23 protein-coding genes are annotated in these 22,112 nt (G+C 56.0%); 14 read left to right on the forward strand and 9 right to left on the reverse strand.

Annotated features, from left to right (window positions below; translation table 11 throughout):
- The first annotated feature begins 13 nt into the window (after positions 1–13).
- The 9 genes from gmk (at position 14) to phoB (ending at position 8,537) form a co-directional block, all read left to right on the forward strand.
- The gene (gene gmk, locus ACR0AH_RS03245; protein ID WP_480590319.1) at positions 14–655 is read left to right on the forward strand and encodes a guanylate kinase; all 642 of its coding nucleotides are present in this window, start codon (positions 14–16) and stop codon (positions 653–655) included.
- Complete coding sequence (locus tag ACR0AH_RS03250) at positions 652–1,173, forward strand: gamma carbonic anhydrase family protein (RefSeq protein WP_480590322.1); 522 nt, start codon at positions 652–654, stop codon at positions 1,171–1,173. Before gmk ends, ACR0AH_RS03250 begins: the two co-directional genes overlap by 4 nt.
- A gap of 6 nt (positions 1,174–1,179) precedes the next feature.
- Complete coding sequence (locus tag ACR0AH_RS03255; RefSeq protein WP_170393060.1) at positions 1,180–2,211, forward strand: ATP-binding protein; 1,032 nt, start codon at positions 1,180–1,182, stop codon at positions 2,209–2,211.
- A 181-nt stretch (positions 2,212–2,392) separates the two neighbouring features.
- A complete protein-coding gene (locus ACR0AH_RS03260) occupies positions 2,393–3,433 on the forward strand; it encodes a substrate-binding domain-containing protein (RefSeq protein WP_170393061.1) in 1,041 nt (346 codons plus the stop codon).
- 88 nt (positions 3,434–3,521) lie between these two features.
- Entirely contained in the window at positions 3,522–4,994 is a 1,473-nt protein-coding gene (gene pstC / locus ACR0AH_RS03265; RefSeq protein ID WP_170732224.1) for a phosphate ABC transporter permease subunit PstC, read from the forward strand.
- A complete protein-coding gene (pstA, locus tag ACR0AH_RS03270) occupies positions 4,991–6,307 on the forward strand; it encodes a phosphate ABC transporter permease PstA (RefSeq protein WP_480590325.1) in 1,317 nt (438 codons plus the stop codon). The genes pstC and pstA overlap by 4 nt, the downstream gene beginning before the upstream one ends.
- Positions 6,308–6,319: 12 nt before the next feature.
- Positions 6,320–7,117: a phosphate ABC transporter ATP-binding protein PstB gene (gene pstB / locus ACR0AH_RS03275; RefSeq protein ID WP_170393064.1), complete on the forward strand. Its 798-nt coding sequence runs from the start codon at positions 6,320–6,322 to the stop codon at positions 7,115–7,117.
- Between the two features lie 16 nt (positions 7,118–7,133).
- Positions 7,134–7,835 (forward strand): phosphate signaling complex protein PhoU, encoded by a 702-nt coding sequence (phoU, locus tag ACR0AH_RS03280; protein ID WP_170393065.1) that lies wholly within the window; start codon positions 7,134–7,136, stop codon positions 7,833–7,835.
- A gap of 12 nt (positions 7,836–7,847) precedes the next feature.
- Positions 7,848–8,537, forward strand: a complete 690-nt coding sequence (phoB, locus tag ACR0AH_RS03285; protein ID WP_480590328.1) for a phosphate regulon transcriptional regulator PhoB — start codon at positions 7,848–7,850, stop codon at positions 8,535–8,537.
- Here the strand turns inward: phoB and ACR0AH_RS03290 are convergent.
- Positions 8,534–9,445: a LysR family transcriptional regulator gene (locus ACR0AH_RS03290; RefSeq protein WP_170636113.1), complete on the reverse strand. Its 912-nt coding sequence runs from the start codon at positions 9,443–9,445 to the stop codon at positions 8,534–8,536. The two genes, phoB and ACR0AH_RS03290, sit on opposite strands and share 4 nt — an antisense overlap.
- A 98-nt stretch (positions 9,446–9,543) precedes the next feature.
- Between ACR0AH_RS03290 and ACR0AH_RS03295 the strand changes: the two genes are divergently transcribed.
- Both ACR0AH_RS03295 and ACR0AH_RS03300 read left to right on the forward strand, forming a co-directional pair.
- Positions 9,544–10,773, forward strand: a complete 1,230-nt coding sequence (locus ACR0AH_RS03295; protein WP_170393068.1) for an acyl-CoA dehydrogenase — start codon at positions 9,544–9,546, stop codon at positions 10,771–10,773.
- 133 nt (positions 10,774–10,906) lie between these two features.
- Positions 10,907–11,674 carry an SDR family oxidoreductase gene (locus ACR0AH_RS03300; protein ID WP_480590331.1) on the forward strand — a complete coding sequence of 256 codons (768 nt, stop codon included), beginning with the start codon at positions 10,907–10,909 and terminating at the stop codon, positions 11,672–11,674.
- Here the strand turns inward: ACR0AH_RS03300 and ACR0AH_RS03305 are convergent.
- From ACR0AH_RS03305 to ACR0AH_RS03320, 4 genes are all read right to left on the reverse strand, one after another.
- Positions 11,671–12,537: an acyl-CoA thioesterase gene (locus ACR0AH_RS03305; RefSeq protein WP_170405779.1), complete on the reverse strand. Its 867-nt coding sequence runs from the start codon at positions 12,535–12,537 to the stop codon at positions 11,671–11,673. The two genes, ACR0AH_RS03300 and ACR0AH_RS03305, sit on opposite strands and share 4 nt — an antisense overlap.
- Before the next feature lie 49 nt (positions 12,538–12,586).
- Positions 12,587–13,804 carry a serine hydrolase domain-containing protein gene (locus ACR0AH_RS03310; protein ID WP_480590335.1) on the reverse strand — a complete coding sequence of 406 codons (1,218 nt, stop codon included), beginning with the start codon at positions 13,802–13,804 and terminating at the stop codon, positions 12,587–12,589.
- Between the two features lie 107 nt (positions 13,805–13,911).
- Positions 13,912–14,943 (reverse strand): phosphotransferase family protein, encoded by a 1,032-nt coding sequence (locus ACR0AH_RS03315; RefSeq protein WP_480590338.1) that lies wholly within the window; start codon positions 14,941–14,943, stop codon positions 13,912–13,914.
- A 27-nt stretch (positions 14,944–14,970) separates the two neighbouring features.
- Complete coding sequence (locus ACR0AH_RS03320; RefSeq protein ID WP_170732219.1) at positions 14,971–15,789, reverse strand: SDR family NAD(P)-dependent oxidoreductase; 819 nt, start codon at positions 15,787–15,789, stop codon at positions 14,971–14,973.
- Between the two features lie 108 nt (positions 15,790–15,897).
- Here ACR0AH_RS03320 and ACR0AH_RS03325 point away from each other — a divergent pair, with 108 nt between their 5' ends.
- The 3 genes from ACR0AH_RS03325 to ACR0AH_RS03335 all read left to right on the forward strand — a co-directional run bounded on the left by ACR0AH_RS03325 (position 15,898) and on the right by ACR0AH_RS03335 (position 18,227).
- Entirely contained in the window at positions 15,898–16,899 is a 1,002-nt protein-coding gene (locus ACR0AH_RS03325) for an NADPH:quinone oxidoreductase family protein (RefSeq protein WP_480590340.1), read from the forward strand.
- Between the two features lie 129 nt (positions 16,900–17,028).
- Positions 17,029–17,478, forward strand: coding sequence for a type II 3-dehydroquinate dehydratase (gene aroQ / locus ACR0AH_RS03330; protein ID WP_480590342.1), 450 nt, complete (start codon positions 17,029–17,031; stop codon positions 17,476–17,478).
- Positions 17,475–18,227, forward strand: coding sequence for an autoinducer binding domain-containing protein (locus tag ACR0AH_RS03335; protein WP_170393076.1), 753 nt, complete (start codon positions 17,475–17,477; stop codon positions 18,225–18,227). Before aroQ ends, ACR0AH_RS03335 begins: the two co-directional genes overlap by 4 nt.
- 363 nt (positions 18,228–18,590) lie before the next feature.
- On the opposite strand, the gene tsf is transcribed toward ACR0AH_RS03335, so the two are convergent.
- The 4 genes from tsf to olsB form a co-directional block, all read right to left on the reverse strand.
- Positions 18,591–19,466 carry a translation elongation factor Ts gene (gene tsf, locus ACR0AH_RS03340; protein WP_170393077.1) on the reverse strand — a complete coding sequence of 292 codons (876 nt, stop codon included), beginning with the start codon at positions 19,464–19,466 and terminating at the stop codon, positions 18,591–18,593.
- A 76-nt stretch (positions 19,467–19,542) separates the two neighbouring features.
- Positions 19,543–20,343, reverse strand: a complete 801-nt coding sequence (gene rpsB, locus ACR0AH_RS03345; protein WP_170393078.1) for a 30S ribosomal protein S2 — start codon at positions 20,341–20,343, stop codon at positions 19,543–19,545.
- A gap of 168 nt (positions 20,344–20,511) precedes the next feature.
- Entirely contained in the window at positions 20,512–21,366 is an 855-nt protein-coding gene (gene olsA / locus ACR0AH_RS03350) for a lyso-ornithine lipid O-acyltransferase (protein WP_480590857.1), read from the reverse strand.
- Positions 21,353–22,108 (reverse strand): L-ornithine N(alpha)-acyltransferase, encoded by a 756-nt coding sequence (olsB, locus tag ACR0AH_RS03355; protein ID WP_170646046.1) that lies wholly within the window; start codon positions 22,106–22,108, stop codon positions 21,353–21,355. The genes olsA and olsB overlap by 14 nt, the downstream gene beginning before the upstream one ends.
- Positions 22,109–22,112 lie beyond the last annotated feature (4 nt).

The raw sequence follows: 22,112 nt of genomic DNA on the forward strand, positions 1-22,112 counted from the left end.
ACGGGAACATCACATGGCGGATCGCCGCGGTCTATTAATCATACTGTCCTCGCCTTCGGGTGCAGGTAAATCCACTCTGGCCCGCCGTTTGATGCGGTGGGATGTCGGTTTGGAATTCTCGATCTCGTCCACCACCCGCGCTCCGCGCCCGGGTGAGGAGCATGGCCGGGAGTATTACTTCCTATCCGAGGACGAGTTCAAACAGCAGGTGGCGGATGGGCAGATGCTGGAACACGCGCATGTGTTCGGCAACTTCTACGGCTCTCCTGCTGGACCGGTCCGCGAGTCCATCACACAGGGGCGCGATGTGCTGTTTGATGTTGATTGGCAGGGTGAAGTGCAGATCCGCAATTCAGATTTGGGCAAGCATGCGTTGTCGATTTTCATTCTCCCGCCCTCGATCCGCGAGCTTCGGCGCAGGCTGGAAGGGCGTGGGCAGGACAGTGAGGATGTGATCGCCAAGCGCATGTTGAAAAGCTGGGATGAGATCAGCCATTGGGGCTACTACGACTATGTTCTGATCAACGATGATTTGGATACCACCGAGGAAAAGCTAAAAACCATCGTCAGCGCAGAACGCATGCGTCGCATCCAACAGCCCAGCCTGCAGAACCACATCCGCTCGTTGCAGACCGAGTTCGAGGGCTTGTCATGACCATCTATGCCTTGGGCGATCACTCGCCGCAAATTCACGAAGACACCTGGGTAGCCCCCGACGCCAACCTGATCGGCAAAGTAGTCCTGGAACAAGGCGCTTCGGTCTGGTTCGGGTGCACCATCCGGGCCGATCACGAAGAAGTCCGTGTGGGCGCAGGCAGCAATGTGCAGGAAAACTGCGTGATGCACATCGATGCGGGCTATCCGCTGACCATTGGGAAGAACTGCACAATTGGTCACAAGGTCATGCTGCATGGTTGCACGATCGGAGACAATACGCTGATCGGTATGGGGGCTATCGTTCTAAACGGGGCGAATATCGGAAAGAACTGTCTGATCGGGGCGGGGGCGCTGATCACCGAAGGCAAAGAAATCCCCGATAATTCGCTGGTTATGGGATCGCCCGGCAAAGTTGTGCGGCAGCTTGATGAGGCGGCGGCCCAGAAACTAACGCTGAGTGCGCTGCACTATCAGGACAACATGCGCAAGTTTCGCCAAACATTGCGTCCGGTCTAAACGCGCATGACGGATACCCTGCTTGCCGAATTGGTTTCAGCCATTCCGATGCCCGCGGTGCTGGTCGGTCAGACCGAGCGTATTGTCGCCGCAAATAGCGAGGCGCGGACGCTTTTGGGGCACGCAATCGAAGGCAGGCATTTTGCCACGATCCTGCGCCAGCCTCAGGTCATCGATGCCGTCGAACAATGCCTGCGCTCGAAGCAACCCGGCAAAGCGCGGCATCTTTCCAATGATGGTGCTCAGGATACGACGTTTGAGGTGCAGTGCAGATTCGTCGGTGGGACCGAGGCGGTATTGGCGGTATTTCAAGATATCACGCATCTGGAACAGGCAGGTCAGATGCGGCGCGATTTTGTGGCCAATGTCAGCCATGAATTGCGCACGCCGCTAACGGCCTTGATGGGGTTTATCGAAACATTGCGAGGCCCCGCCCGCGATGACACCGCCGCCCGCGACCGCTTTCTTCAGATCATGGCGGATGAGGCCAATCGGATGAACCGGCTTGTGGGGGATTTGCTGTCGCTGAATCGAGTGGAAAGTGAAGAACGGGTCAGACCCAAAGAGCCATTGGAACTGACAGGTCTGATTCAATCGACCTTAAACACTCTGCGACCGCTGGCGGATGATGCCAGTGTTGTTGTTTCGTTGGATGCCCCAAACGAGTCGATCGAGATGGTCGGAGACAGCGATCAGCTTCGTCAGGTGATAACCAATCTCGTTGAAAACGCGATCAAATACGGGGGCAGCGGTGGCAAGGTCGGTGTGGTCGTAACCCTGTCTGAGCGGGATACGGCGATGCGCGGTCCTGCGGTACGTATCAAGATCATTGATCAAGGGCCCGGTATTGATGCCAAACACCTGCCCAGGTTGACCGAACGGTTCTACCGCGCAGACAGTCACCGCTCGCGCGAGTTGGGCGGAACCGGACTGGGGCTTGCGATCGTGAAGCATATCGTCAATCGCCATCGGGGCAGGTTGCGGGTGGAAAGTGAACCGGGGCAGGGAGCGACGTTTACGGTCATTCTACCACGCTGAGGGCGTGCCAAACGCGGGCTTTACTGGGGTGACGCTTCGTCAAGTTAAGAATTTCTGAGAAATTCATGAGTTGTCATGAAACCGTTACATACCTGTCACAAAAGACTTACGCAGGCGTCATAGTGCTGCGCTCAGATCATCATGGGGATGATCAGTACCCATCCTTTTCAAGGAGACTGAAATGTCCTTTGTAAAACTGTCGGCTTCTGCGCTGGCTATCGCTGCCGTCTCGGCAACCACTGCTGCTGCGCGTGACAACGTTCAAGTTGCTGGCTCTTCCACCGTTCTGCCTTATGCGTCAATCGTTGCAGAACTATTCGGTGAAAATACCGACTTCCCCACACCGGTTGTTGAATCAGGCGGCTCGTCCGCCGGTCTGAAACGCTTCTGCGAAGGCGTCGGTGAAAACACGATCGACGTTGCAAACGCATCGCGTGCCATCCGTGAAAAAGAGATTAAAGCATGCGCCGAAAACGGTGTGACCGACATCATGGAAGTCCGCATCGGTTATGACGGCATCGTATTTGCAAGCCAGCAGTCGGGTCCTGCCTTCACGGCGTTTGAGCCTGCGGATATTTACAATGCCATCGGATCGAAAGTGATGAAAGATGGCGCGCTGGTCGACAACAGCTTCAACAGCTGGGCCGAGTTCAACGCTGACCTGCCGGATGTGGAAATCGCAATGTTCATCCCGGGCACCAAGCACGGCACCCGCGAAGTGTTCGAAGACAAAGTTCTGCTGGCAGGTTGTGAAGCGACGGGCGCGATGGAAGCCATGGTCGCGGGCGGCCTAAGCGAAGATGACGCCGAAGATGCATGCCTGGACGTGCGCACCGACGGCAAATCGGTCGATATCGACGGTGACTACACCGAAACTCTGGCCCGCATCGACACCAACACCAATGGTATCGGCGTGTTTGGTCTGGCGTTCTACGAGAACAACACCGACAAGCTGAAAGTGGCTACGATGGGTGGTATCGCACCGTCGACCGAGAGCATCGCGTCGGGTGAATACCCCGTCTCGCGTCCGCTGTTTTTCTACGTCAAGAAAGCGCATATCGGCGTGATCCCCGGTCTGAAAGAATACGCCCAGTTCTTCACTCATGAAGAAATTGCTGGTCCCTCGGGCCCGCTGGCCAACTACGGTCTGGTTGCCGATCCTGAACTGGCAAAAACGCAGGACGCGATTGCCAACGAAGTAACCTTGGGTTCGGGCAGCTAATCCCTCACCCCGATCGAATTGACTGGGGGCGGCGTTTTCTGTCGCCCCCAATTTTTCCCTAATCCCGATCAAGACCTATGGGGGCGTCATGCCAATACTTTGGCTCATTCTGATCGTGCTTGCGATCGCGGCAGTCGGATATGTTTTGGGGCGAATGCGCGCCTTGCAAAGTGCCGGAGGGGACAGCCGCAATCTGCATTCTCTTCCCTCGTTTTATGGCGCGAACGTCGCACTGAAAGTCATAGTTCCCGCCTTAGGTTTGTTGATCGTCTGGCTGCTGGTTCAGCCGCTCTACGTTAACTCTCAGATCTCGGAGATGGTTCCCGAAACGGCTATCAAGGAAGGATCGTCGCGCAGTCTTGTTATGGCCGAGGTGCGTCGGACCGCAAATGGTCTGGACAGTGCCGTTGCGCAGGGACATCTCACCGAAACGCTCGCACAGGATGCGCGGGCAGATATTTCCGAGATGACCCAAAAGTTGAAGGACGCGGGTCAAGTCGTAACCTCGGACATCACGCAGACGGTTTTGCATGCAGCTCAAGCCTATCGGGCGATAAATTCAACCGGTTACGCGATCATGTCCGTCGCTGTGATACTGGTCGCCTTGGCCGGTGCTGCGTTCAGTTGGTTACAGACGCATTCTGAATATCGTGCCCGCAATGTGGTTGAGCAGGGAATTCGTGTGATGCTGCTGGCGGCTGCGTCGATTGCGATCCTGACAACGGTCGGCATCGTCCTTTCGCTGGTTTTCAATACGTGGGAGTTCTTCAAGCTTTACCCGGCATCAGAGTTCTTTTTCGGTACCACCTGGGCGCCCAGTTTCTCGGGCCGTGGCGGGGCATCAGATCTGGGTATCATCCCTTTGCTGTGGGGCACGTTCTATATCTCGTTGGTGGCGTTGTTGGTGGCCGTGCCAATCGGTCTTTTCGCTGCGATTTATCTCAGTGAGTACGCTTCTTCACGCGTGCGCTCGATCGCCAAACCGATGCTTGAGGTGCTGGCCGGTATCCCGACCATCGTTTACGGCCTTTTCGCCCTGCTGACCGTTGGCCCGCTGTTGCTGAGCGTGTTCGGGGATGATGGTTTGGGCTGGATGAAAGCCGGTACGGCGGTGATGACCGCCGGTCTTGTCATGGGCATCATGCTGATCCCGTTCGTTTCGTCGCTTTCCGACGACATCATCAACGCGGTGCCTCAGGCCATGCGTGATGGCTCTTACGGGCTGGGGGCCACACAATCCGAGACCATCCGGCAGGTCGTTTTGCCCGCAGCCTTGCCCGGGATCGTGGGAGCGATCCTGCTGGCGGCATCGCGCGCCATCGGTGAGACCATGATCGTGGTTCTGGGGGCAGGGGCCGCCGCGCGTCTGGACCTGAACCCGTTCGAGGCCATGACCACCGTCACCGCCAAGATCGTCAGCCAGCTGACAGGCGACGCCGATTTCGCCTCGCCCGAGGCCCTCGTCGCCTTCGCGCTTGGCATGACGCTGTTCATCCTCACGCTGGGGCTGAACGTTTTCGCCCTTTATATCGTGCGCAAGTATCGGGAGCAGTACGAATGACCGACGCCAGCATGCAAAATACCTCGACCTCGCTGACTGCATCCGATGCCCGGACCAAAAAACGCGCGGCTGCCGAAAAGCGTTTTCGCGCCTACGGGATCGTCGCTATCGCGACCGGACTGTTCTTTCTGATTGTGCTGTTTGCCTCAATCCTGTCGCAGGGCATCCCGGCCTTCCAGCGCACAGTGATCAGTTTAGAATTCACGCTGAGCGAAGCGCAGCGCGATGAAGCCGAAGGCACGATGTTCAAGACAAAGGCCTACTCCAATCTGTTCATTGCGGAACTGAATGAACAACTAGCCGAAAGTGGCATCACCGTGGATTTCGATCAGGATGCCATCGAGCGTCTGTTGGGCAAAATTGGGGGTACGATCCGAACCATCTATGCCGATAATCCTAGCAAGCTGGGTGAGCCGATCATGTTCGATCTGGCGGCTTCAAGCCGTGTGGATGGCTACTTCAAGGGTCGGGTGTCTCGTGACACACTGCAGGACAGCCGCTTCCTGCAACTCAGCGATCTGGATCTGGTGGACGCGCTGAAAGAAGCGGGGATCATTAAACAGGCTTTCAACTGGCCGTTCATCACTGGTGCGGACTCGGGCGTGGATAACCCCGGTGGCGCGGGTATTGGTGCCTCGGTCGTCGGTTCGTTCTTCATGATGTTGGTGGTGCTGTGCCTGTCGCTGCCCATTGGGGTCGCCGCCTCGATCTATCTGGAAGAGTTTGCGCCGCAGAATAAATTCACCGATCTGATTGAGGTAAATATTTCGAACCTGGCCGCCGTTCCGTCTATCGTGTTCGGTATCCTGGGTCTGGCCGTGTTCATCCAATTTATGCACCTGCCGCAATCGGCGCCGCTGGTGGGTGGTCTGGTGCTGACGCTGATGACCCTGCCAACGATCATCATCTCAACCCGCGCCTCGCTAAAGGCGGTTCCCCCGTCTATCCGCGACGCGGCGTTGGGGGTAGGGGCCTCGAAGATGCAGGCCGTCTTCCACCACGTGCTGCCGTTGGCCGCGCCCGGTATCCTGACTGGTACCATCATTGGTCTGGCGCAGGCGCTGGGTGAAACTGCTCCGTTGCTGTTGATCGGCATGGTGGGCTTTGTCGCCCGAGGCTATCCCGATGGCTTTTTGGCGGGCTTCACCGAGCCGAACTCGGCCATGCCGGCACAGATCTACACATGGGCCGCGCGTGCCGATGTGGGTTTTTACGAGAAAGCCTGGGGCGGCATCATCATCCTTTTGATGTTCCTGCTGACCATGAATATCATCGCTATCATCCTGCGCCGCCGCTTTGAACGCCGCTGGTAGGAGGGGTTTAAAATGAACGATATGACACGAGTGGAGAGAACCGTGGACTCCAAAGACATCAAGATCAACGCCAAGCAGGTTCAGGTCTACTACGGTGAGACCCACGCCATTAAGGACGTGAGCGTCGATATCGAAGACAAGACTGTGACGGCTTTCATCGGTCCCTCTGGCTGCGGTAAATCCACCTTCCTACGCTGTCTGAACCGGATGAACGACACAATCGACATTTGCCGGGTGCAGGGTGATATCCTGCTGGACGGTGAAGACATTTACGACAAGCGCGTCGATCCGGTACAGTTGCGTGCCAAGGTCGGCATGGTTTTTCAAAAACCGAACCCGTTCCCCAAATCGATCTATGACAACGTGGCTTACGGTCCGCGTATCCACGGCCTTGCCAAGAATAAGGCAGAACTGGATGAAATCGTAGAGAAATCTCTGCGTCGTGGTGCGATCTGGGATGAGGTCAAGGACCGTCTGGATGCCCCCGGTACCGGCCTTTCTGGTGGTCAGCAACAGCGTCTTTGCATCGCGCGCGCCGTAGCCACCGAGCCTGAGGTGCTATTGATGGACGAACCCTGTTCGGCGCTCGACCCAATCGCAACCGCGCAGGTCGAGGAACTGATTGACGAACTGCGTTCACGCTATTCAGTGGTGATCGTAACCCATTCGATGCAACAGGCCGCGCGGGTCAGTCAGAAGACAGCGTTTTTCCATCTGGGGAACTTGGTTGAGTTCGGCGAAACCGGGCAGATCTTCACCAACCCCGAAGATCCCCGAACCGAAAGTTACATCACCGGCCGGATTGGCTGAGCACAGGATAACTGCAATGAGCGAACAACATATTGCATCCGCGTTCGACCGCGACCTTGAGGCCATCCAAGCACACATCATGAAGATGGGTGGACTGGTCGAAGCCGCCATTATGGGCGCGGCCCGGTCGCTGGAGACCCGCGACGAAGAACTGGCAAATGAAGTGCGTCAAGGCGACAAGGCCATCGACGCACTGGAAGAACTGATTGACGAAGAGACCGCGCGCCTGATTGCCTTGCGTGCACCGACGGCCAGCGATTTGCGGCTGGTGCTGTCCGTGCTGAAGGTTGCGACCAACCTTGAACGGATTGGAGATTACTCCAAGAACATCGCCAAGCGAACGACCGTTCTGGTGAATGCCGGCGAAATCAACGGCAGTGCCGCCGCTCTGCGCCGAATGGCGCGCGAGGTCGAGCGGATGCTGCGCGACGCGCTGGATGCCTATATCCAGCGTGATGCTGAGCTGGCGCAGGACGTGATCGAACGGGATCTGGAAGTGGACCAGATGTATAACGGCCTGTTTCGCGAGTTCCTGACCTTCATGGCGGAGGATCCGCGCAATATCTCATCGTGCATGCACCTGCATTTCATCGCAAAAAATATCGAACGCATGGGCGATCACGTCACCGCCATTGCCGAGCAGGTCGTCTATCTCGTCACCGGCGAGAGACCCAGCGAAGCGCGCCCCAAAGCCGACAACACGTCGCAAACGATCTAGGAGATCTAAGTCATGTCCGCTTATCAACCGACGGTACTGGTTGTTGAGGATGAGTTGGCCCAAAGAGAGGTACTGGCCTATAATCTGGACGCCGAAGGGTTCCGGGTAATCCGTGCCGCTAATGGCGACGAAGCTTTGTTGCTGGTCGAAGAAGACCGCCCGGATATCATCGTTCTGGATTGGATGATGCCCAATCTCAGCGGTATCGAGGTCTGCCGCCGCCTGAAAACGCGGCCGGACACCCGATCAATTCCGATCATCATGCTGTCGGCGCGCTCAGAAGAGGTTGATAAAGTGCGCGGCCTTGAAACCGGTGCCGATGATTATGTGGTTAAGCCTTACTCGGTTGTCGAATTGATGGCGCGTGTACGGACACAATTGCGCAGAGTGCGTCCAGCGACCGTGGGCATCCGGTTGGAGTTTGACGATATCATATTGGACTCTGAGACCCACAAGGTAAGCCGCGACAACAAGCTGTTAAAACTGGGCCCGACCGAGTTCCGGTTGCTGAGCACATTCATGGAAAAGCCCGGCCGGGTCTGGAGCCGAGAGCAGTTGCTTGACCGCGTCTGGGGCCGCGATATCTACGTCGACACGCGTACTGTTGATGTTCATATCGGTCGTCTGCGCAAAGCGTTGACCCAACATGGCGGTGAAGATCCGGTGCGCACGGTGCGCGGGGCAGGATACGCGCTCGGCTAACGTGGCAGTGCTTCTTCGGTCTGGGCCTGAGAAGCAAGCCAGTGTCGAAACTCTCGCAATGATGCGTCATCCGATTTTTCGCGCGGCCAAACCAGATAATATGCCCCCATCGTCTCTATCGCGTCAGGGAAGGCTGCAACCAGCCTACCTGTCGCAAGGTCTAGTTCCACCAGATAGTTTGGCAACAGGGCAACACCCAGGCCGTGCAGCGCGGCTTGGTTGATGGTGTTGAACTGGTCGTGGACGGTGCCGGGCAGGGGATGCGGGTGCGTGACACCCATCTGTTGAAACCAGTCCTGCCAGGCGCGCGGTCTTGTCTGGATATGCAGCAGCGGCAGTTTTAGCAGATCGCGGGGTGACGTCGGAGTGCCTTTGGGTAAAAGCTCGGGCGCGCAGACGGGCAAAACCCGCTCGACACTTAATAACAAGCGATCAGTTCCCGGCCAATCAGGTTCCCCAAAATGTAAAGCCGCATCAAAGGGTTCCGAAGCAAAACTAAACGGTCGCAACCGCGTGGTCATGTTGATTGTGATATCCGGATGGCGGCGGGCGAAATCCGGCAGACGCGGTACCAGCCAGCGCATTCCGAATGTCGGCAGAATCGCCAGATTCAATGTCCCACCGACAGGGGAAATGTGCAGTTTCAGCGCCGCCTGCGCGATCTGAGACAAGGCTGGCCGAATTTCTTGTACATAGTCTTGTCCAGCCTTTGTCAGTGACAATCGCTTGCGATCACGGCTGACCAATTCTGCGTCCAAATGCGCTTCAAGCGTCTGCAGTTGCCGACTGACCGCGCTCTGCGTCAGTGCCATTTCGTCCGCGACTGCCGAGGCTGATCCAAGGCGATCCAAAGCCTCAAGCGCGCGCAGCGCGGATATAGGCGGCAGGATAGGGCGCTTGGTGTCCATCTATGCGTTTTGATCATGAAACAATGCAAATGTCTCGCTGTTTTTTGAATATTACTCAGATTATAGTTGCGCAAACCTAGTCAAGTCGGAGAAGCAAAATGAACGCTCCAGATACAAAGCCTGTCCTGCGCGCAAAAGATGCGCCTGACCTTGGACGTTTCAACTGGGACGACCCGTTTCGCTTGTCGGACCAGTTGGAAGAGGATGAACGCCTGATTGCCGACAGCGCGCGCGCTTACGCCCAGGAGAAATTGCAGCCGCGTGTCACTAAGGCTTTTGCAAACGAAGAAACCGATCCCGAGATCTTTCGTGAAATGGGTGAAATGGGGCTGTTGGGCACGACAATCCCGGAAGAATATGGTGGGATCGGTGCGAGCTACGTATCTTATGGACTGGTGGCGCGGGAAGTTGAACGGGTGGACTCCGGCTATCGCTCGATGATGTCGGTGCAAAGCTCGTTGGTGATGTACCCGATTTTCGCCTATGGCAGCGAAGAACAGCGTCGCAAATATCTGCCGAAACTGGCAAGTGGCGAATGGATTGGGTGTTTTGGCCTGACAGAGCCGGATGCGGGTTCGGACCCGGCGGCGATGAAGACCCGTGCCGAGAAGATTGATGGCGGGTATCGTCTGACCGGCAGCAAGATGTGGATTTCAAACGCACCGATCGCAGATGTCTATGTGGTCTGGGCCAAGTCAGATGCGCATGACGGCAAGATTCGTGGATTCGTGCTGGATAAAGGCACCAAGGGCCTGAGCGCACCGAAGATCGAGAACAAGCTGAGCCTGCGTACTTCGATCACAGGTGAAATTGTCATGGATGGCGTTGAGGTGGACGAGGGCGCTTTGCTTCCACATGTTCAGGGTCTCAAGGGACCGTTCGGCTGCCTGAACCGCGCACGCTATGGTATCAGCTGGGGTGCGATGGGGGCCGCGGAATGCTGCTGGCACGCAGCGCGTCAATACGGCTTGGATCGTAAACAGTTCAATCGACCACTTGCGCAGACCCAGTTGTTTCAACGCAAACTGGCAGAGATGCAGACCGAAATCTCTTTGGGACTGCAAGCAAGCTTGCGCGTCGGCCGACTGATGGATCAGGCTGAAGCTGCGCCCGAGATGATCTCGATCATCAAACGTAACAATTGCGGCAAGGCATTGGACATTGCGCGGATGTCGCGTGACATGCACGGCGGCAACGGTATCTCACTTGAGTTCCAGGTGGTGCGTCACATGATCAATCTTGAGACAGTCAACACCTATGAGGGCACGCACGACGTTCATGCATTGATCCTGGGGCGGGCGCAAACCGGACTACAGGCATTTTACTGAGGCTGCACCTATTACTCGCATAATCGGTATTATGTAAAATACGTAGCAAGCGAGCCACGACTATAGAACACACATTGGTCGTGGCTTGCCAATATGTTACGCTGTGTTTGAGAAGTAAGACACGAGCTATGCAATGGTTCTGATTGGGAAGACCGTCGTCATCACTGGCGCTGCAAATGGCATAGGTAAAGGTCTTGCCAAGCGGTTCTCAGAAGAAGGTGCGCATGTAGTCTGCGCCGATATCGACCTTGCCGGCGCGCAGGCCGTGGCGGCGCAAATTGGCGGTGATGCACTCAGCTGTGATGTGTCCAAGGAAAGTGATATTCGAACTCTGATTGAGACTGTCGAGGATACGATCGCTCCGATTGATTTATTCTGTGCCAATGCGGGAATACTCACCTTAGGTGGATTTGAAGTGCCGGATGCTGAATGGGACCGCATCTGGCAGATCAACGTGATGTCTCATGTCTGGACCGCGCGGCACCTGGTCCCAAGGATGGTTGCGCGTGGTGGTGGTTATTTGATGATCACAGCATCAGCGGCTGGATTGCTCAATCAACCCGGCGCAGCCCCTTATGGCGTAACCAAACATGCGGCTGTGGGTTTTGCTGAATGGGTCGCGATGACCTATGGCGACAAAGGTCTCAGGGTCTCAGTTCTGTGTCCACAGGCCGTTCGGTCCGAGATGATACTTGGACATGAGGATTCGGTCGCCGCGATTGACGGAATAATTGAACCTGATGAGGTCGCCCAAGCCTGTGTCGAGGCGCTGGCGGATGAACGTTTCTTGATTCTTCCGCATCCACAAGTGCTTGACTATATGCGTTTAAAAACAGAAGACTACGACCGATGGTTAGGTGGAATGATGAAGCTTAATCAAAGGTTTGCTGGCAGTACTTAGCGTTGCTTCCGTCGTCTGAGTAGGCCTTCCTGCGCGACGGACGCAACCAGTTTGCCATCCTGCGAAAAGATCGAACCCCGATTGAAGCTGCGCCCCTGCCCTGTCCACGGCGACTCCATCGAATACAGATGCCAGTTTTGAAACTGCACGGGTGCATGAAACCAGATTGCATGGTCCAGACTGGCCCCATCAATTTCACCAGTGAACCAGCTCAGCCCATGGGGCCGCATTCCGGAACTGAGCAAGCTCATATCCGAGGCATAGGCCAATAGAAGATGTTGTGTAACGGTGTCCGCGTGGTTCGCTGCGCCCATGCGAAACCAGACGTGGTTCTTGTCATCTGCCTTTGCGGGTGCAAACAGGTCCAGCGGATCGATTTCGCGCACTTCGATCGGGCGCTCGCGCAGCAATTCAGCTTTCAGCTTTTCGGGAACGCGATCCAGGTATTTTTCGCGCAATTCGTCACGCGATGGATGGTGCTCGGGCGCTTGAACGTCCGGAATCGGATGCTGATGTTCCCATCCGTCATCCTGCTTGTGAAACGAGGCCGACATGTTCAAAATTTGCTTGCCATGCTGGATCGCAACCACGCGGCGGGTTGTAAAAGAACCTCCATCGCGCGCGCGATCCACTTGATATATAACCGGAATTGACGGATCTCCGGGCCTTATGAAATAGGCGTGCAAGGAATGGCATAAACGATCCTCGACCGTCCTGTACGCTGCGGCAAGCGCTTGCGCGATCACCTGCCCGCCGAAGATACGCGTTGGTGTCTCGCCACCAGAACCGGTTCCGCGAAACAAATCGACCTCAAGCGGTTCGATATTCAGCAGATCAAGCAATATGCGTTCGGCTTCGGTCATTCGGGGCTCTCCGGCGTCTTGGCCTTTTCCGGTATCACTCAAACACCGATCATTCAACGAGCGCCGCGTGAACAAGCGCCTTTAACTCGGCTCGGGATGGATAAGAGCTGGATGGAGAGAGCTGTGTAAAAAACACTGTTGAAAGCGCGTTGACCGGATCGATCCAAAAATAGGTGGAGGCCATCCCGCCCCAGCCATAGTCGCCAACCGAGCTTGGGGCTCGGGTGGGCGCCGGGTTCAGTACAACCGCGCCTCCGATGCCAAAGCCTGTGCCTTCCATGGGTTGCTCGGCAAAGCTTTGTGGACCCATTGAGGCGATATCGCTCGGTAAGTGGTTACGATACATAAATTCTACGGTCTTCGGTCCGAGCAATCGCGCGCCATTTGCGGTTCCTTTGTTTCGCAACATCTCGGCGAACTTGCTGTAATCGTCGATGGTACTGATCAATCCGCCACCGCCAGAAAAGGTCGTTGCCGCCTCAAACGGGGACTCTCCGGCCCGATCCACCAACCGCAATGTTTCTCCACCCGATTTTGCGGCATTCAGCGCCATGGCATCGCCTTCGAGCGGGGTGTAGAGCGAGGCAAATCGGTCCCCTGCCCCATCAGGCACTGAAAACGCGGTTTCACTCATCCCAAGTGGTCGAAAGATGTGTTCTGTCAGAAACACGTCCAGCGGTTTGCCTGATACAACTTCTATCACGCGGCCAATCACGTCGATCCCGACCGAGTACTCCCAGCGACTGCCTGGCTGAAAAGCCAGCGGCAACCCTGCCAGCACTTTAACCCGATCCGCCAGCGGGCCTTGTTTCGGGGAAAAGATCAGATCGAGCTCATCCATGGCCATTGGCAAAAGGCCGGGATTGAACGGGTAGCTCAGCCCGCTGGTGTGCGTCAGCAATTGATGCAAGCTGGGTGTTGGCGCGTCCTCGGTCTGGTTCAACTGCGTTGCGCCCGGGACCAAGGCTTGCATCGTTGCAAACTCTGGCAGGAAATCGGAAACCGGGGCATCTAGATGAAACAACCCTTGTTCCACCAACATCATCAAAGCAACGGACGTCACAGGCTTAGTCATCGAATAGATCCGAACCAGGCTATCGCGCTGGAACGCGAGGTCGGTTTCAATGCAGCGGCGGCCACATGCGTGAAAGAATGCCTCTTGCCTGTTCTGGTGGATCAGAAGGGCGCTGCCTGCGTATTTCTTCTGCTCAACATATCTGTGCATCCATTGGCGGATGTGGGTCTGCGCGGTCGGATCAAATCCCATGAGGCAACTCCATCTTGATCAGGCCGATCTTGCCTTCGTAAGACCCTAGGCAACAGCGAATTCTGCCGATTTTTGCTGGATTTGTTGAAGGGCGCCGAGAATACTGCCTACGTTTTTTGCAGCGCAGATAATCCGTGTTGGGCGAAGACCGGCACATAGGCACCGAAAGCCTTAGCGCGTGCCGGGTCTGATGCGTTTCCATCCAAGGCCCGCTTGTAGACACCTTGCAGAATGCCGGCCATCCGAAAGAAGTTGAAAGCAAGGTAGAAGCCAAAATTCTCAATCCCCGTTAGGCCGCGGCGCGCGCAATACTCGGCGATGAAGTCCTGATCTGACGGTAGCCCAAGTCTTAACCGATCTACGCCAGCCAACCCCCGACCCTCCTTGCCCGGCGGCAGTTGCCACTGCATGATGACGGCCGCCAGGTCGGCATATGGATGGCCGATGGTCGATAGCTCCCAATCCAGCACTCCAATGCAGGCGCTTCCATCCGCCTCGAACATCAGATTGTCGATGCGGTAATCCCCATGAACCAGTGTTCTTTGATTATCATCCTCGGGGATCTGGCGCTCAAGCCCGGCGATCAGCTGATCCATCTCGGCGATTTTTTCGGTCTCAGAGGCGCGATATTGTTTGGTCCAGCGAGCAATTTGCCGCTCGAAATAGTTGCCTGGAGGTCCGAAATCCGAAAGACCCACCGCATCGATATCGACCATGTGCAGTTCGGCCAGTACGCGGTTCATCTCTTTCAGCACACCCGTGCGCGTCGCATTGTTTTCGCCTTTCATGACAGGGTCGACAAATGTGCGCCCTTTCAGATGCTCCATCACGTAAAAGGCAGAGCCTATGACGCTGTCATCTTCACAAAGCAGATGTACTTGCGGGACGGGCACTTTGCTACCAGCCAGCGCCGCTTGTACGCGAAATTCCCGATCCACTGCATGTGCGGATTTCAGCAATATGCCCGGCGGCTTGCGTCTCAGAACATAGGATTTGGCCGGCGTACGCAGCAGATAGGTTGGGTTCGACTGACCCACGGTGAATTTTGTAGCCTCAAGAGGGCCATGATACCCAACAAGATGCGTGTTTAGATAAGCGTCGACGGACTTGATATCCAAAGTGTTTTCAGTGTGTGTCATATATTCAGCCTGCGTATGAACCCACGGCTAAAGGGCATCGGCAAAGATATTGCCACCGGTCTGCACATTTATCCCACCGGAGACAGGGATGACCGCGCCAGTGACATAGCTGCCTCCGCGACCGCATAGAAACAACATGCAACCAGCGATATCCTCGGCCTGGCCAACCCGGCCCAGTGGAACACCTTTGCCGACGCGCGCGCGCTTGGTTTCGTCTTCGGTGGCAAAGGCCGTCATGCGCGATACGAATGGTCCCGGGGCCAGCGCATTCACCGTGACTCTGTATGGTGCCAATTCCTTAGCCATGATTTTGGACAGGTGAATAACCGCCGCTTTGGACGCGGAATAGCTGTAGGCCCCGTCACCCATCGGGACCTCACCCATGACTGAACCTACATTGACGACCCGCGCAGGATCCTCGTCGGTTGCGGATTTCATCAGAAGTGGCAGCAATTTTTGGGTCAGATCAAATACGCCTGCGACATTAACCGACATGACTTTGTCCCAAGCGAAATGAGGGAACTGCCCCATCGGCGCGCCCCAAGACACACCTGCATTATTCATCAATATATCAATCGCTTGAGTGCGACTTTTGACTTCATCCACCAACGCATCTACACCCGCCTCACTGCTGATGTCGCCAGCAAACCCTTCGGCCGAGCCTGACGCGTCCAGAGCGTTCAACTCTGTTGCAACCTCCTCGCATGCCTCGCCTTTGCGAGAAGCGATCAGTACATGCGCCCCGGCACGTACCAACGCCTCGGCCGCCATTCGGCCGATACCGGTGGCACCCCCAGTTACCAGTGCCGTCTTTCCACTGAGCGAAAACAAAGTCTCGGGCGTCATGTGCACTCCATTCAGGCGATCTGGGATTCTGGCGTGAGGTCTTCTTGACAATACGTGCTGACAATCCAACGATTTCAAAACAGGTGAAGCAAGAGGCAATTGAAAAACATGCAGGCATTACTCAGCGTCACACCAGGCGGCCCCGAGAGTTTGGAACTGACCACCCTGCCCGATCCAACCCCTGAGCCAGATGAAATTGTATTGCGTATCCGCGCCGCTGGGGTGAACTTCCCTGATACGCTGATGATCCGGGACCTCTATCAGATAAAACCACCCCGCCCCTTTGCGCCAGGTGGTGAAATCGCCGGAGAAGTTGTCTCGGTCGGAGAAGGCGTCACAGACTTCGCGCCTGGTGATCGGGTTCTGGCGCTGACAGGGCACGGAGGGTTCGCTACGCATCTGAAGCTCAAACCAGCGACTGCCGTCAAGATACCCGACGTGATGCCGTTTGAGGATGCGGCTAGCATTGTCTTCACCTACGGCACTTCATACCACGCCCTCAAGGACCGTGCGCTACTTAAGCCCGGCGAAAAAGTACTTGTACTGGGGGCCGCCGGTGGCGTTGGGTCTGCGGCGATCGAGCTAGCCAAAGCGATGGGGGCACATGTGATCGCGGCAGTCTCGTCTGAAGACAAAGCATTGTTTTGCGGAGATGTTGGCGCAGACCAGACGCTGATCTATCCACGCGATCTGGACCGCGAAGCGCAAAAGGCCCTAGCCGCCGAGATAAAGGCGCTGGCCGGGGGCGAAGGTGTGGATGTGGTCTATGATGCGGTTGGCGGAGACTACGCGGAGCCCGCCTTGCGAAGTATGGCATGGGGCGGGCGTTATCTGGTTGTTGGCTTTCCTGCCGGCATCCCGAGCATTCCGCTGAACCTGACTTTGCTCAAGGGCTGTCAGATCGTCGGGGTGTTCTGGGGCGCGTCCGTATTTCGCGACCCGAAAGGGCACGCACAGAACCTGGCCGAGTTGTTCCGCCTATATGGTTCGGGAGTGATTTCACCCCGTATCAGTGCACGATTTCCGCTAACCCAGGCGGCAGAGGCAATTGGCATGCTCGAACGGCGCGAGGCTCTCGGTAAAGTTGTGGTCACGATGGAAGATAATTGAATAGGGGATGGGATTGAGCCGATCCAGCAACCTGCGTGCGTCAATGAAGCTCTACCCATAAGAGCGAAGGTCGCTGGACGACCTTTAAATTCATGTTTATGAAAAAGGGAAGATGGGGACAGTTTGAATATGCACAATATCCTGGTTCTGAATGGTCCGAACCTGAATTTGCTTGGTACACGGCAACCCGAGGTCTACGGCGCAACGACGTTGCAGATGATCGAGTACCTGTGCGTTGCGCATGGTGAAACGCTGGGTCAAAACATAACCCATCTCCAATCCAATCACGAAGGCGCGCTAATTGATGCGATCCACGCGGCACGCGGCGCTCAGGATGGTATCGTGCTGAATGCAGGCGCATTCACGCATACATCGATTGCGCTGATGGATGCGATATCTTCGGCCGAAGTACCCGTGGTCGAAGTTCATTTATCTAACATCCACGCGCGCGAGGCGTTTCGTCACAAATCACATATCGCACCAGTCGCGATTGGACAGATCTGTGGTTTTGGCGCGCAAAGCTATGTTCTTGCACTGAACGCGATTGCCGCGCATCTGGCTGAGAGGGACACAGGATGACCCTCAAAGAGTATCTGAATTTTCTGAGCTACACGAAAACTCTGGAAGAGCTTTGGGATGCACATTGCCGCCAGATGGAAAAGTATGGCTTCGACCGGCTGTTGTATGGGTATACGCAATACCGAACGGCGACTTCGCTCGGCGATCCAGAAGACTTTGTAATCCTGACCAATCACTGCTCAGATTACTTGGAAGGGTTCCTTCAATCCGGCCTGTATTTTCACGCCCCCATGCTGAAATGGGCGCTGAACAACGAAGGCGCTGCAAGTTGGAGCATGATACAGGACATGATGTCCAGCGGGGTCATGTCGAACGAAGAGCTTCGGGTTTTTGAGTTCAATAAGTCGCGTGATATTACAGTAGGTTATACGGTCAGCTTCAACTCAGTATCGATGCGTTCCAAAGGGGCGATTTCGCTTGCGGCACGTAATCACAGCCAGGAGGAGATGGACGAGGTCTGGAACGAGCACGGCGACGACATCCTTCTGATGAACAATGTTGCCCATCTCAAAATCCTGACCTTGCCATATCATGCCCCGAACCGCGCGCTGACCAAACGCCAGCGCGAAGCTTTGCAATGGGTCGGCGACGGAAAGACCACGCAGGACATCGCGCTATTGATGGGTTTGACTTCGGCAACGGTGGAAAAACACCTGAGACTCGCGCGTGAGGCGCTTTCGGTTGAAACAACGGCACAGGCCGTGTTGAAGGCCGCGTTGCAGAATCAGATGTTTGTGATGGAAGCATGACCCTATTTTGATGCTAATTAGCATCAAATTGACCTAGGGTAAGGAATACATGACTTTCCGAATCTCCCGATAAAATTGCAAATTGATATTGTTCCGTGAGTGGTGGCTTTAGCCAGGGAACGTTTTGATCGGATCTTTGTAATACCAAAGCTCTCTGATCGCTCTGACACCGAGGCGTCTATTCGTCCACGTCTCTTTGTCGGGATTATTGAGGGGCCCTTCCATCCCCATCATGCAGGGCCCCTCAATTCACCAATCTTCGCAAGCATCGGTTCACAGGCTTTTGACATGAAAAAAACCCGGCTGCGCTATGCAACCGGGCTCGGTATTTGTTGCAGCCTCTAACCGAAGCTGCAAAAGATTTTAGCCTTGGGCTGCCTTTGCAACTTCGGCAGCGAAGTCTTCTTTTTCGACCACGATGCCTTCGCCTACTTCCATGCGGACAAAACCGGTGATGGTCGCACCCGCTTCTTTGGCGGCCGCTTCGACGGTCAGGTCAGGATTCACAACGAAGTCCTGGTTCAGAAGGGTCGCTTCGGCAACGAATTTCTTCATGCGACCGACGATCATCTTTTCGATCACCTGCTCCGGCTTGCCGGATTCGCGAGCGATGTCCATCTGGACCTGCTTCTCTTTCTCGACAACTTCCGGATCCATGTCCGCCTCGGACAGGGCCGCCGGGTTCACAGCCGCAATGTGCATTGCAACCTGCTTGCCGAAGGCTTCATCGCCGCCGGACAGAGCAACCAGAACGCCGATTTTGCCCATGCCGGTTGTCGCCGCGTTGTGAACGTATGACACGACGGTATCGCCCGACAGTTTCGACATGCGGCGGACCGACATGTTTTCACCAATGGTGGCGATCTTGTCGGTCAGGGTATCTGCAACAGACTTGCCGCCCAGATCAGCAGCCAGCAGCGCATCGACGTCATCAACACCCTCGGCTGCGTAGGTGATCTTGCCGACCATCTCCTGGAATTCACTGTTTTTCGCAACGAAGTCGGTTTCCGAGTTCACTTCGACAGCAACACCGTTGCCGCCGTTGACGTGAACAGCAACCAGACCTTCGGCTGCGGTACGGCCCGATTTCTTGGCCGCCTTGGCCAGGCCTTTGGTGCGCAGCCAGTCAACGGCTTCGTCCATGTTGCCGCCGGTTTCGGTCAGCGCTTTTTTTGCGTCCATCATGCCTGCGCCGGTCGAGTCGCGCAGTTCTTTTACCATTGCTGCTGTGATTGCCATCTTTTGGCTCTCCTCAATTCAAACGGAATTGGGGCAGGTCTACCCTGCCCCATATGTCATTTACGTGACGGGCAGCTTACGCTTCGGCTTTGGCTTCCGGCGCGGCTTCTTCAGCGGGTGCTTCTTCGGCTACGACTTCTTCAACCGGAGCTTCTTCGAATGCACCCAGGTCAACGCCAGCAGCACCCATCTGAGCGGTCATGCCGTCCAGAGCGGCACGTGCGGCCAGATCGCAATACAGAGCGATTGCGCGCGCTGCGTCGTCGTTGCCGGGGATGATGTAGTCAACACCATCGGGCGAGCAGTTGGTGTCGACAACAGCCACAACCGGGATACCCAGCTTGTTGGCTTCGGCGATGGCCAGTGCTTCTTTCTTGACGTCGATGACGAACAGCAGATCCGGAACGCCACCCATCTCGCGGATACCGCCCAGTGAAGCCTGCAGCTTGGCCTGGTCACGTTCCATGCCCAGACGCTCTTTCTTGGTCAGGCCTTCGGCACCCGATTCCATGGCTTCGTCGATCTGGTTCAGACGGTTGATCGACTGGGAAACGGTTTTCCAGTTGGTCAGCGTGCCGCCCAGCCAGCGGTGGTTCATGTAGTACTGAGCCGACTTTTCAGCGGCATCTGCGATCGGCTGAGCTGCCTGACGCTTGGTGCCTACGAACAGAACGCGGCCACCTTTTGCGACGGTGTCACGAACAGCCTGCAGAGCCTGATCCAGCATCGGAACGGTCTGAGTCAGGTCCATGATGTGGATGCCATTGCGCGAGCCGTAGATGAACGGGCCCATACGGGGATTCCAACGCTGTGTCTGGTGACCAAAGTGAACGCCAGCTTCCAGCAGCTGACGCATGGTGAACTCGGGAAGAGCCATGCTTTACTTTCCTTTTCCGGTTTACGCCTCGGCGGGGGTGAAAGAAGCGGATGCTCCAACCGGCGGGCCAGATAAGGATGTCTCCCTCAAAAAGCCCAAACCCCGCCTGCGGGTTTGAATGGCGCGCGTATACGGCAGGTTTAGCATCAGTGCAAGGGCCAAATGCCCCTATTTTTCAAGCCGCGCCAGTGAATGCGCATGACGTACCGCGTCTTCGCAATGGGCTGCCAGAGCTTTGCGGTTTTCAAAGTCGCTAACCTTAGCTGGCGCGTGGTAGATCAATTCCACGGTGCCTTGTCGACGTGACCCCAAAGTCTTAAGCAAATGCGGTCCGAAATCCATGTCGCCCCACCAGCCATAAAACCTATCGGGCTGACCTTGGGGAGCGTGAAAGATGACCGAAACCGGTTGAACATACATGAATTCCCGCAGCCCTTCAGTGAAGAACGCGGCAAAGAGTGTTGTTTTAAAAGGTAAAACTCGCTGTCCGTCGGTCGAAGTGCCTTCTGGAAAGAACAACAGCTTGTGCCCGGCTTTCAGACGTTCCTCGAAAATCCGGGTCTGCTCGCGGGCTTTCTTGCGATCACGTTCGATAAAGACCGTACCCGTCGCGCGTGCCAGCCAGCCGATGCCGGGCCATTTTGCGACTTCGGCTTTCGATACGAAATACACGCGCTTACGGGCATTCAGCGCAAAGATATCCAGCCACGACGTATGGTTTGCAACCACAGCGCCGCGTTCCTGCATGAGCGCGCCAGAGGTGCGAAATCTGATCCCGAGAATTCGAAATGCATTGCGACAAACGAACTGAGAAATGAACGGTGTCACCGGCCGTTGAACGCCATAAAGCGGTCGTTCGATGAGACGTATGGCCAATAAGACGAACAGCCCCCCAAAAACCAAAAGGGCCAGCGGCAGACCGCGAAGTATCACCAGGACCCAACCTAAGAAACCAAGCTCAATTGGATCAGGAGCGTCTTCACTTTGCCACGATGGGTCGCTCACAGGGTTATGCTCCACCATAAATACGCCGCTGACGCTCATTCATGCGGGCTGTGTCAAGGATCAGACACACATCGGTTGTGTTGAAGGCATGATCGATAAATGCCCCCTCGCCCACGAATCCACCGAGGCGAAGGTAGGCCTTGATGAGAGACGGCACTTGAACCATCGCCGCGCGCCGATCCAGCGCGTCGGGTGCCAAAAGGTCCATTGATTGAAATACCTCTGGCTGGGCCCGAACCCGCAAATCCAGCGGGGCAAGATGGTTGTGATGCAGCATCGACAGCGGCTGCGCCAATTTGCTCACGTCGGTTCCGTGGAAACTCGCGACCCCGAACAAGATCTCAATACCACGCTCAGTGACGTATGCAGCCAGACCATTCCACAGATGATACATCGCCGTGCCACCACGATAATCCGGATGCACGCACGAGCGTCCAAGCTCCAACAGCTTGCGCCCGCTTTGTTTCAGGACGGTGAGATCGTATTCATCCTCGGAGTAGAATTGCCCCAGTTCGGCAGCTCGCTCACCAGGAAGCAGACGATAGACGCCGATCACCTCTCCAGATGAATCGTCGATGGCGAGCATATGATCGAAGTATGGATCGAACTGATCCTTCTCGAGCCCCTCCTCATGATCCACCATCTCGCCGCCACCGCCCAATTCCTGAACAAACACGTCATAGCGCAGACGTTGGGCCGCCCGCAGTTCAACCTCGGTATTGGCCAATTTGACAGTGAATGAGGGGCCTTCGTCTGGCATCAAG

This window comes from Ruegeria sp. AM5 (genome assembly GCF_056540645.1).

What these genes read in the sequence shown, in the direction of transcription:
- ACR0AH_RS03325 (WP_480590340.1), top strand. Translation starts at nt 15,898, where the DNA reads ATGCAGGCATTACTCAGCGTCACACCAGGCGGCCCCGAGAGTTTGGAA.
- pstC (WP_170732224.1), top strand. Translation starts at nt 3,522, where the DNA reads ATGCCAATACTTTGGCTCATTCTGATCGTGCTTGCGATCGCGGCAGTC.
- ACR0AH_RS03335 (WP_170393076.1), top strand. Translation starts at nt 17,475, where the DNA reads ATGACCCTCAAAGAGTATCTGAATTTTCTGAGCTACACGAAAACTCTG.
- rpsB (WP_170393078.1), bottom strand. Translation starts at nt 20,343, where the DNA reads ATGGCTCTTCCCGAGTTCACCATGCGTCAGCTGCTGGAAGCTGGCGTT.
- tsf (WP_170393077.1), bottom strand. Translation starts at nt 19,466, where the DNA reads ATGGCAATCACAGCAGCAATGGTAAAAGAACTGCGCGACTCGACCGGC.
- pstA (WP_480590325.1), top strand. Translation starts at nt 4,991, where the DNA reads ATGACCGACGCCAGCATGCAAAATACCTCGACCTCGCTGACTGCATCC.
- ACR0AH_RS03260 (WP_170393061.1), top strand. Translation starts at nt 2,393, where the DNA reads ATGTCCTTTGTAAAACTGTCGGCTTCTGCGCTGGCTATCGCTGCCGTC.
- phoB (WP_480590328.1), top strand. Translation starts at nt 7,848, where the DNA reads ATGTCCGCTTATCAACCGACGGTACTGGTTGTTGAGGATGAGTTGGCC.
- olsA (WP_480590857.1), bottom strand. Translation starts at nt 21,366, where the DNA reads ATGGTGGAGCATAACCCTGTGAGCGACCCATCGTGGCAAAGTGAAGAC.
- ACR0AH_RS03295 (WP_170393068.1), top strand. Translation starts at nt 9,544, where the DNA reads ATGAACGCTCCAGATACAAAGCCTGTCCTGCGCGCAAAAGATGCGCCT.
- gmk (WP_480590319.1), top strand. Translation starts at nt 14, where the DNA reads ATGGCGGATCGCCGCGGTCTATTAATCATACTGTCCTCGCCTTCGGGT.
- aroQ (WP_480590342.1), top strand. Translation starts at nt 17,029, where the DNA reads ATGCACAATATCCTGGTTCTGAATGGTCCGAACCTGAATTTGCTTGGT.
- ACR0AH_RS03290 (WP_170636113.1), bottom strand. Translation starts at nt 9,445, where the DNA reads ATGGACACCAAGCGCCCTATCCTGCCGCCTATATCCGCGCTGCGCGCG.
- ACR0AH_RS03310 (WP_480590335.1), bottom strand. Translation starts at nt 13,804, where the DNA reads ATGGGATTTGATCCGACCGCGCAGACCCACATCCGCCAATGGATGCAC.
- pstB (WP_170393064.1), top strand. Translation starts at nt 6,320, where the DNA reads ATGAACGATATGACACGAGTGGAGAGAACCGTGGACTCCAAAGACATC.
- phoU (WP_170393065.1), top strand. Translation starts at nt 7,134, where the DNA reads ATGAGCGAACAACATATTGCATCCGCGTTCGACCGCGACCTTGAGGCC.
- ACR0AH_RS03255 (WP_170393060.1), top strand. Translation starts at nt 1,180, where the DNA reads ATGACGGATACCCTGCTTGCCGAATTGGTTTCAGCCATTCCGATGCCC.
- ACR0AH_RS03305 (WP_170405779.1), bottom strand. Translation starts at nt 12,537, where the DNA reads ATGACCGAAGCCGAACGCATATTGCTTGATCTGCTGAATATCGAACCG.
- ACR0AH_RS03300 (WP_480590331.1), top strand. Translation starts at nt 10,907, where the DNA reads ATGGTTCTGATTGGGAAGACCGTCGTCATCACTGGCGCTGCAAATGGC.
- ACR0AH_RS03315 (WP_480590338.1), bottom strand. Translation starts at nt 14,943, where the DNA reads ATGACACACACTGAAAACACTTTGGATATCAAGTCCGTCGACGCTTAT.
- olsB (WP_170646046.1), bottom strand. Translation starts at nt 22,108, where the DNA reads ATGCCAGACGAAGGCCCCTCATTCACTGTCAAATTGGCCAATACCGAG.
- ACR0AH_RS03250 (WP_480590322.1), top strand. Translation starts at nt 652, where the DNA reads ATGACCATCTATGCCTTGGGCGATCACTCGCCGCAAATTCACGAAGAC.
- ACR0AH_RS03320 (WP_170732219.1), bottom strand. Translation starts at nt 15,789, where the DNA reads ATGACGCCCGAGACTTTGTTTTCGCTCAGTGGAAAGACGGCACTGGTA.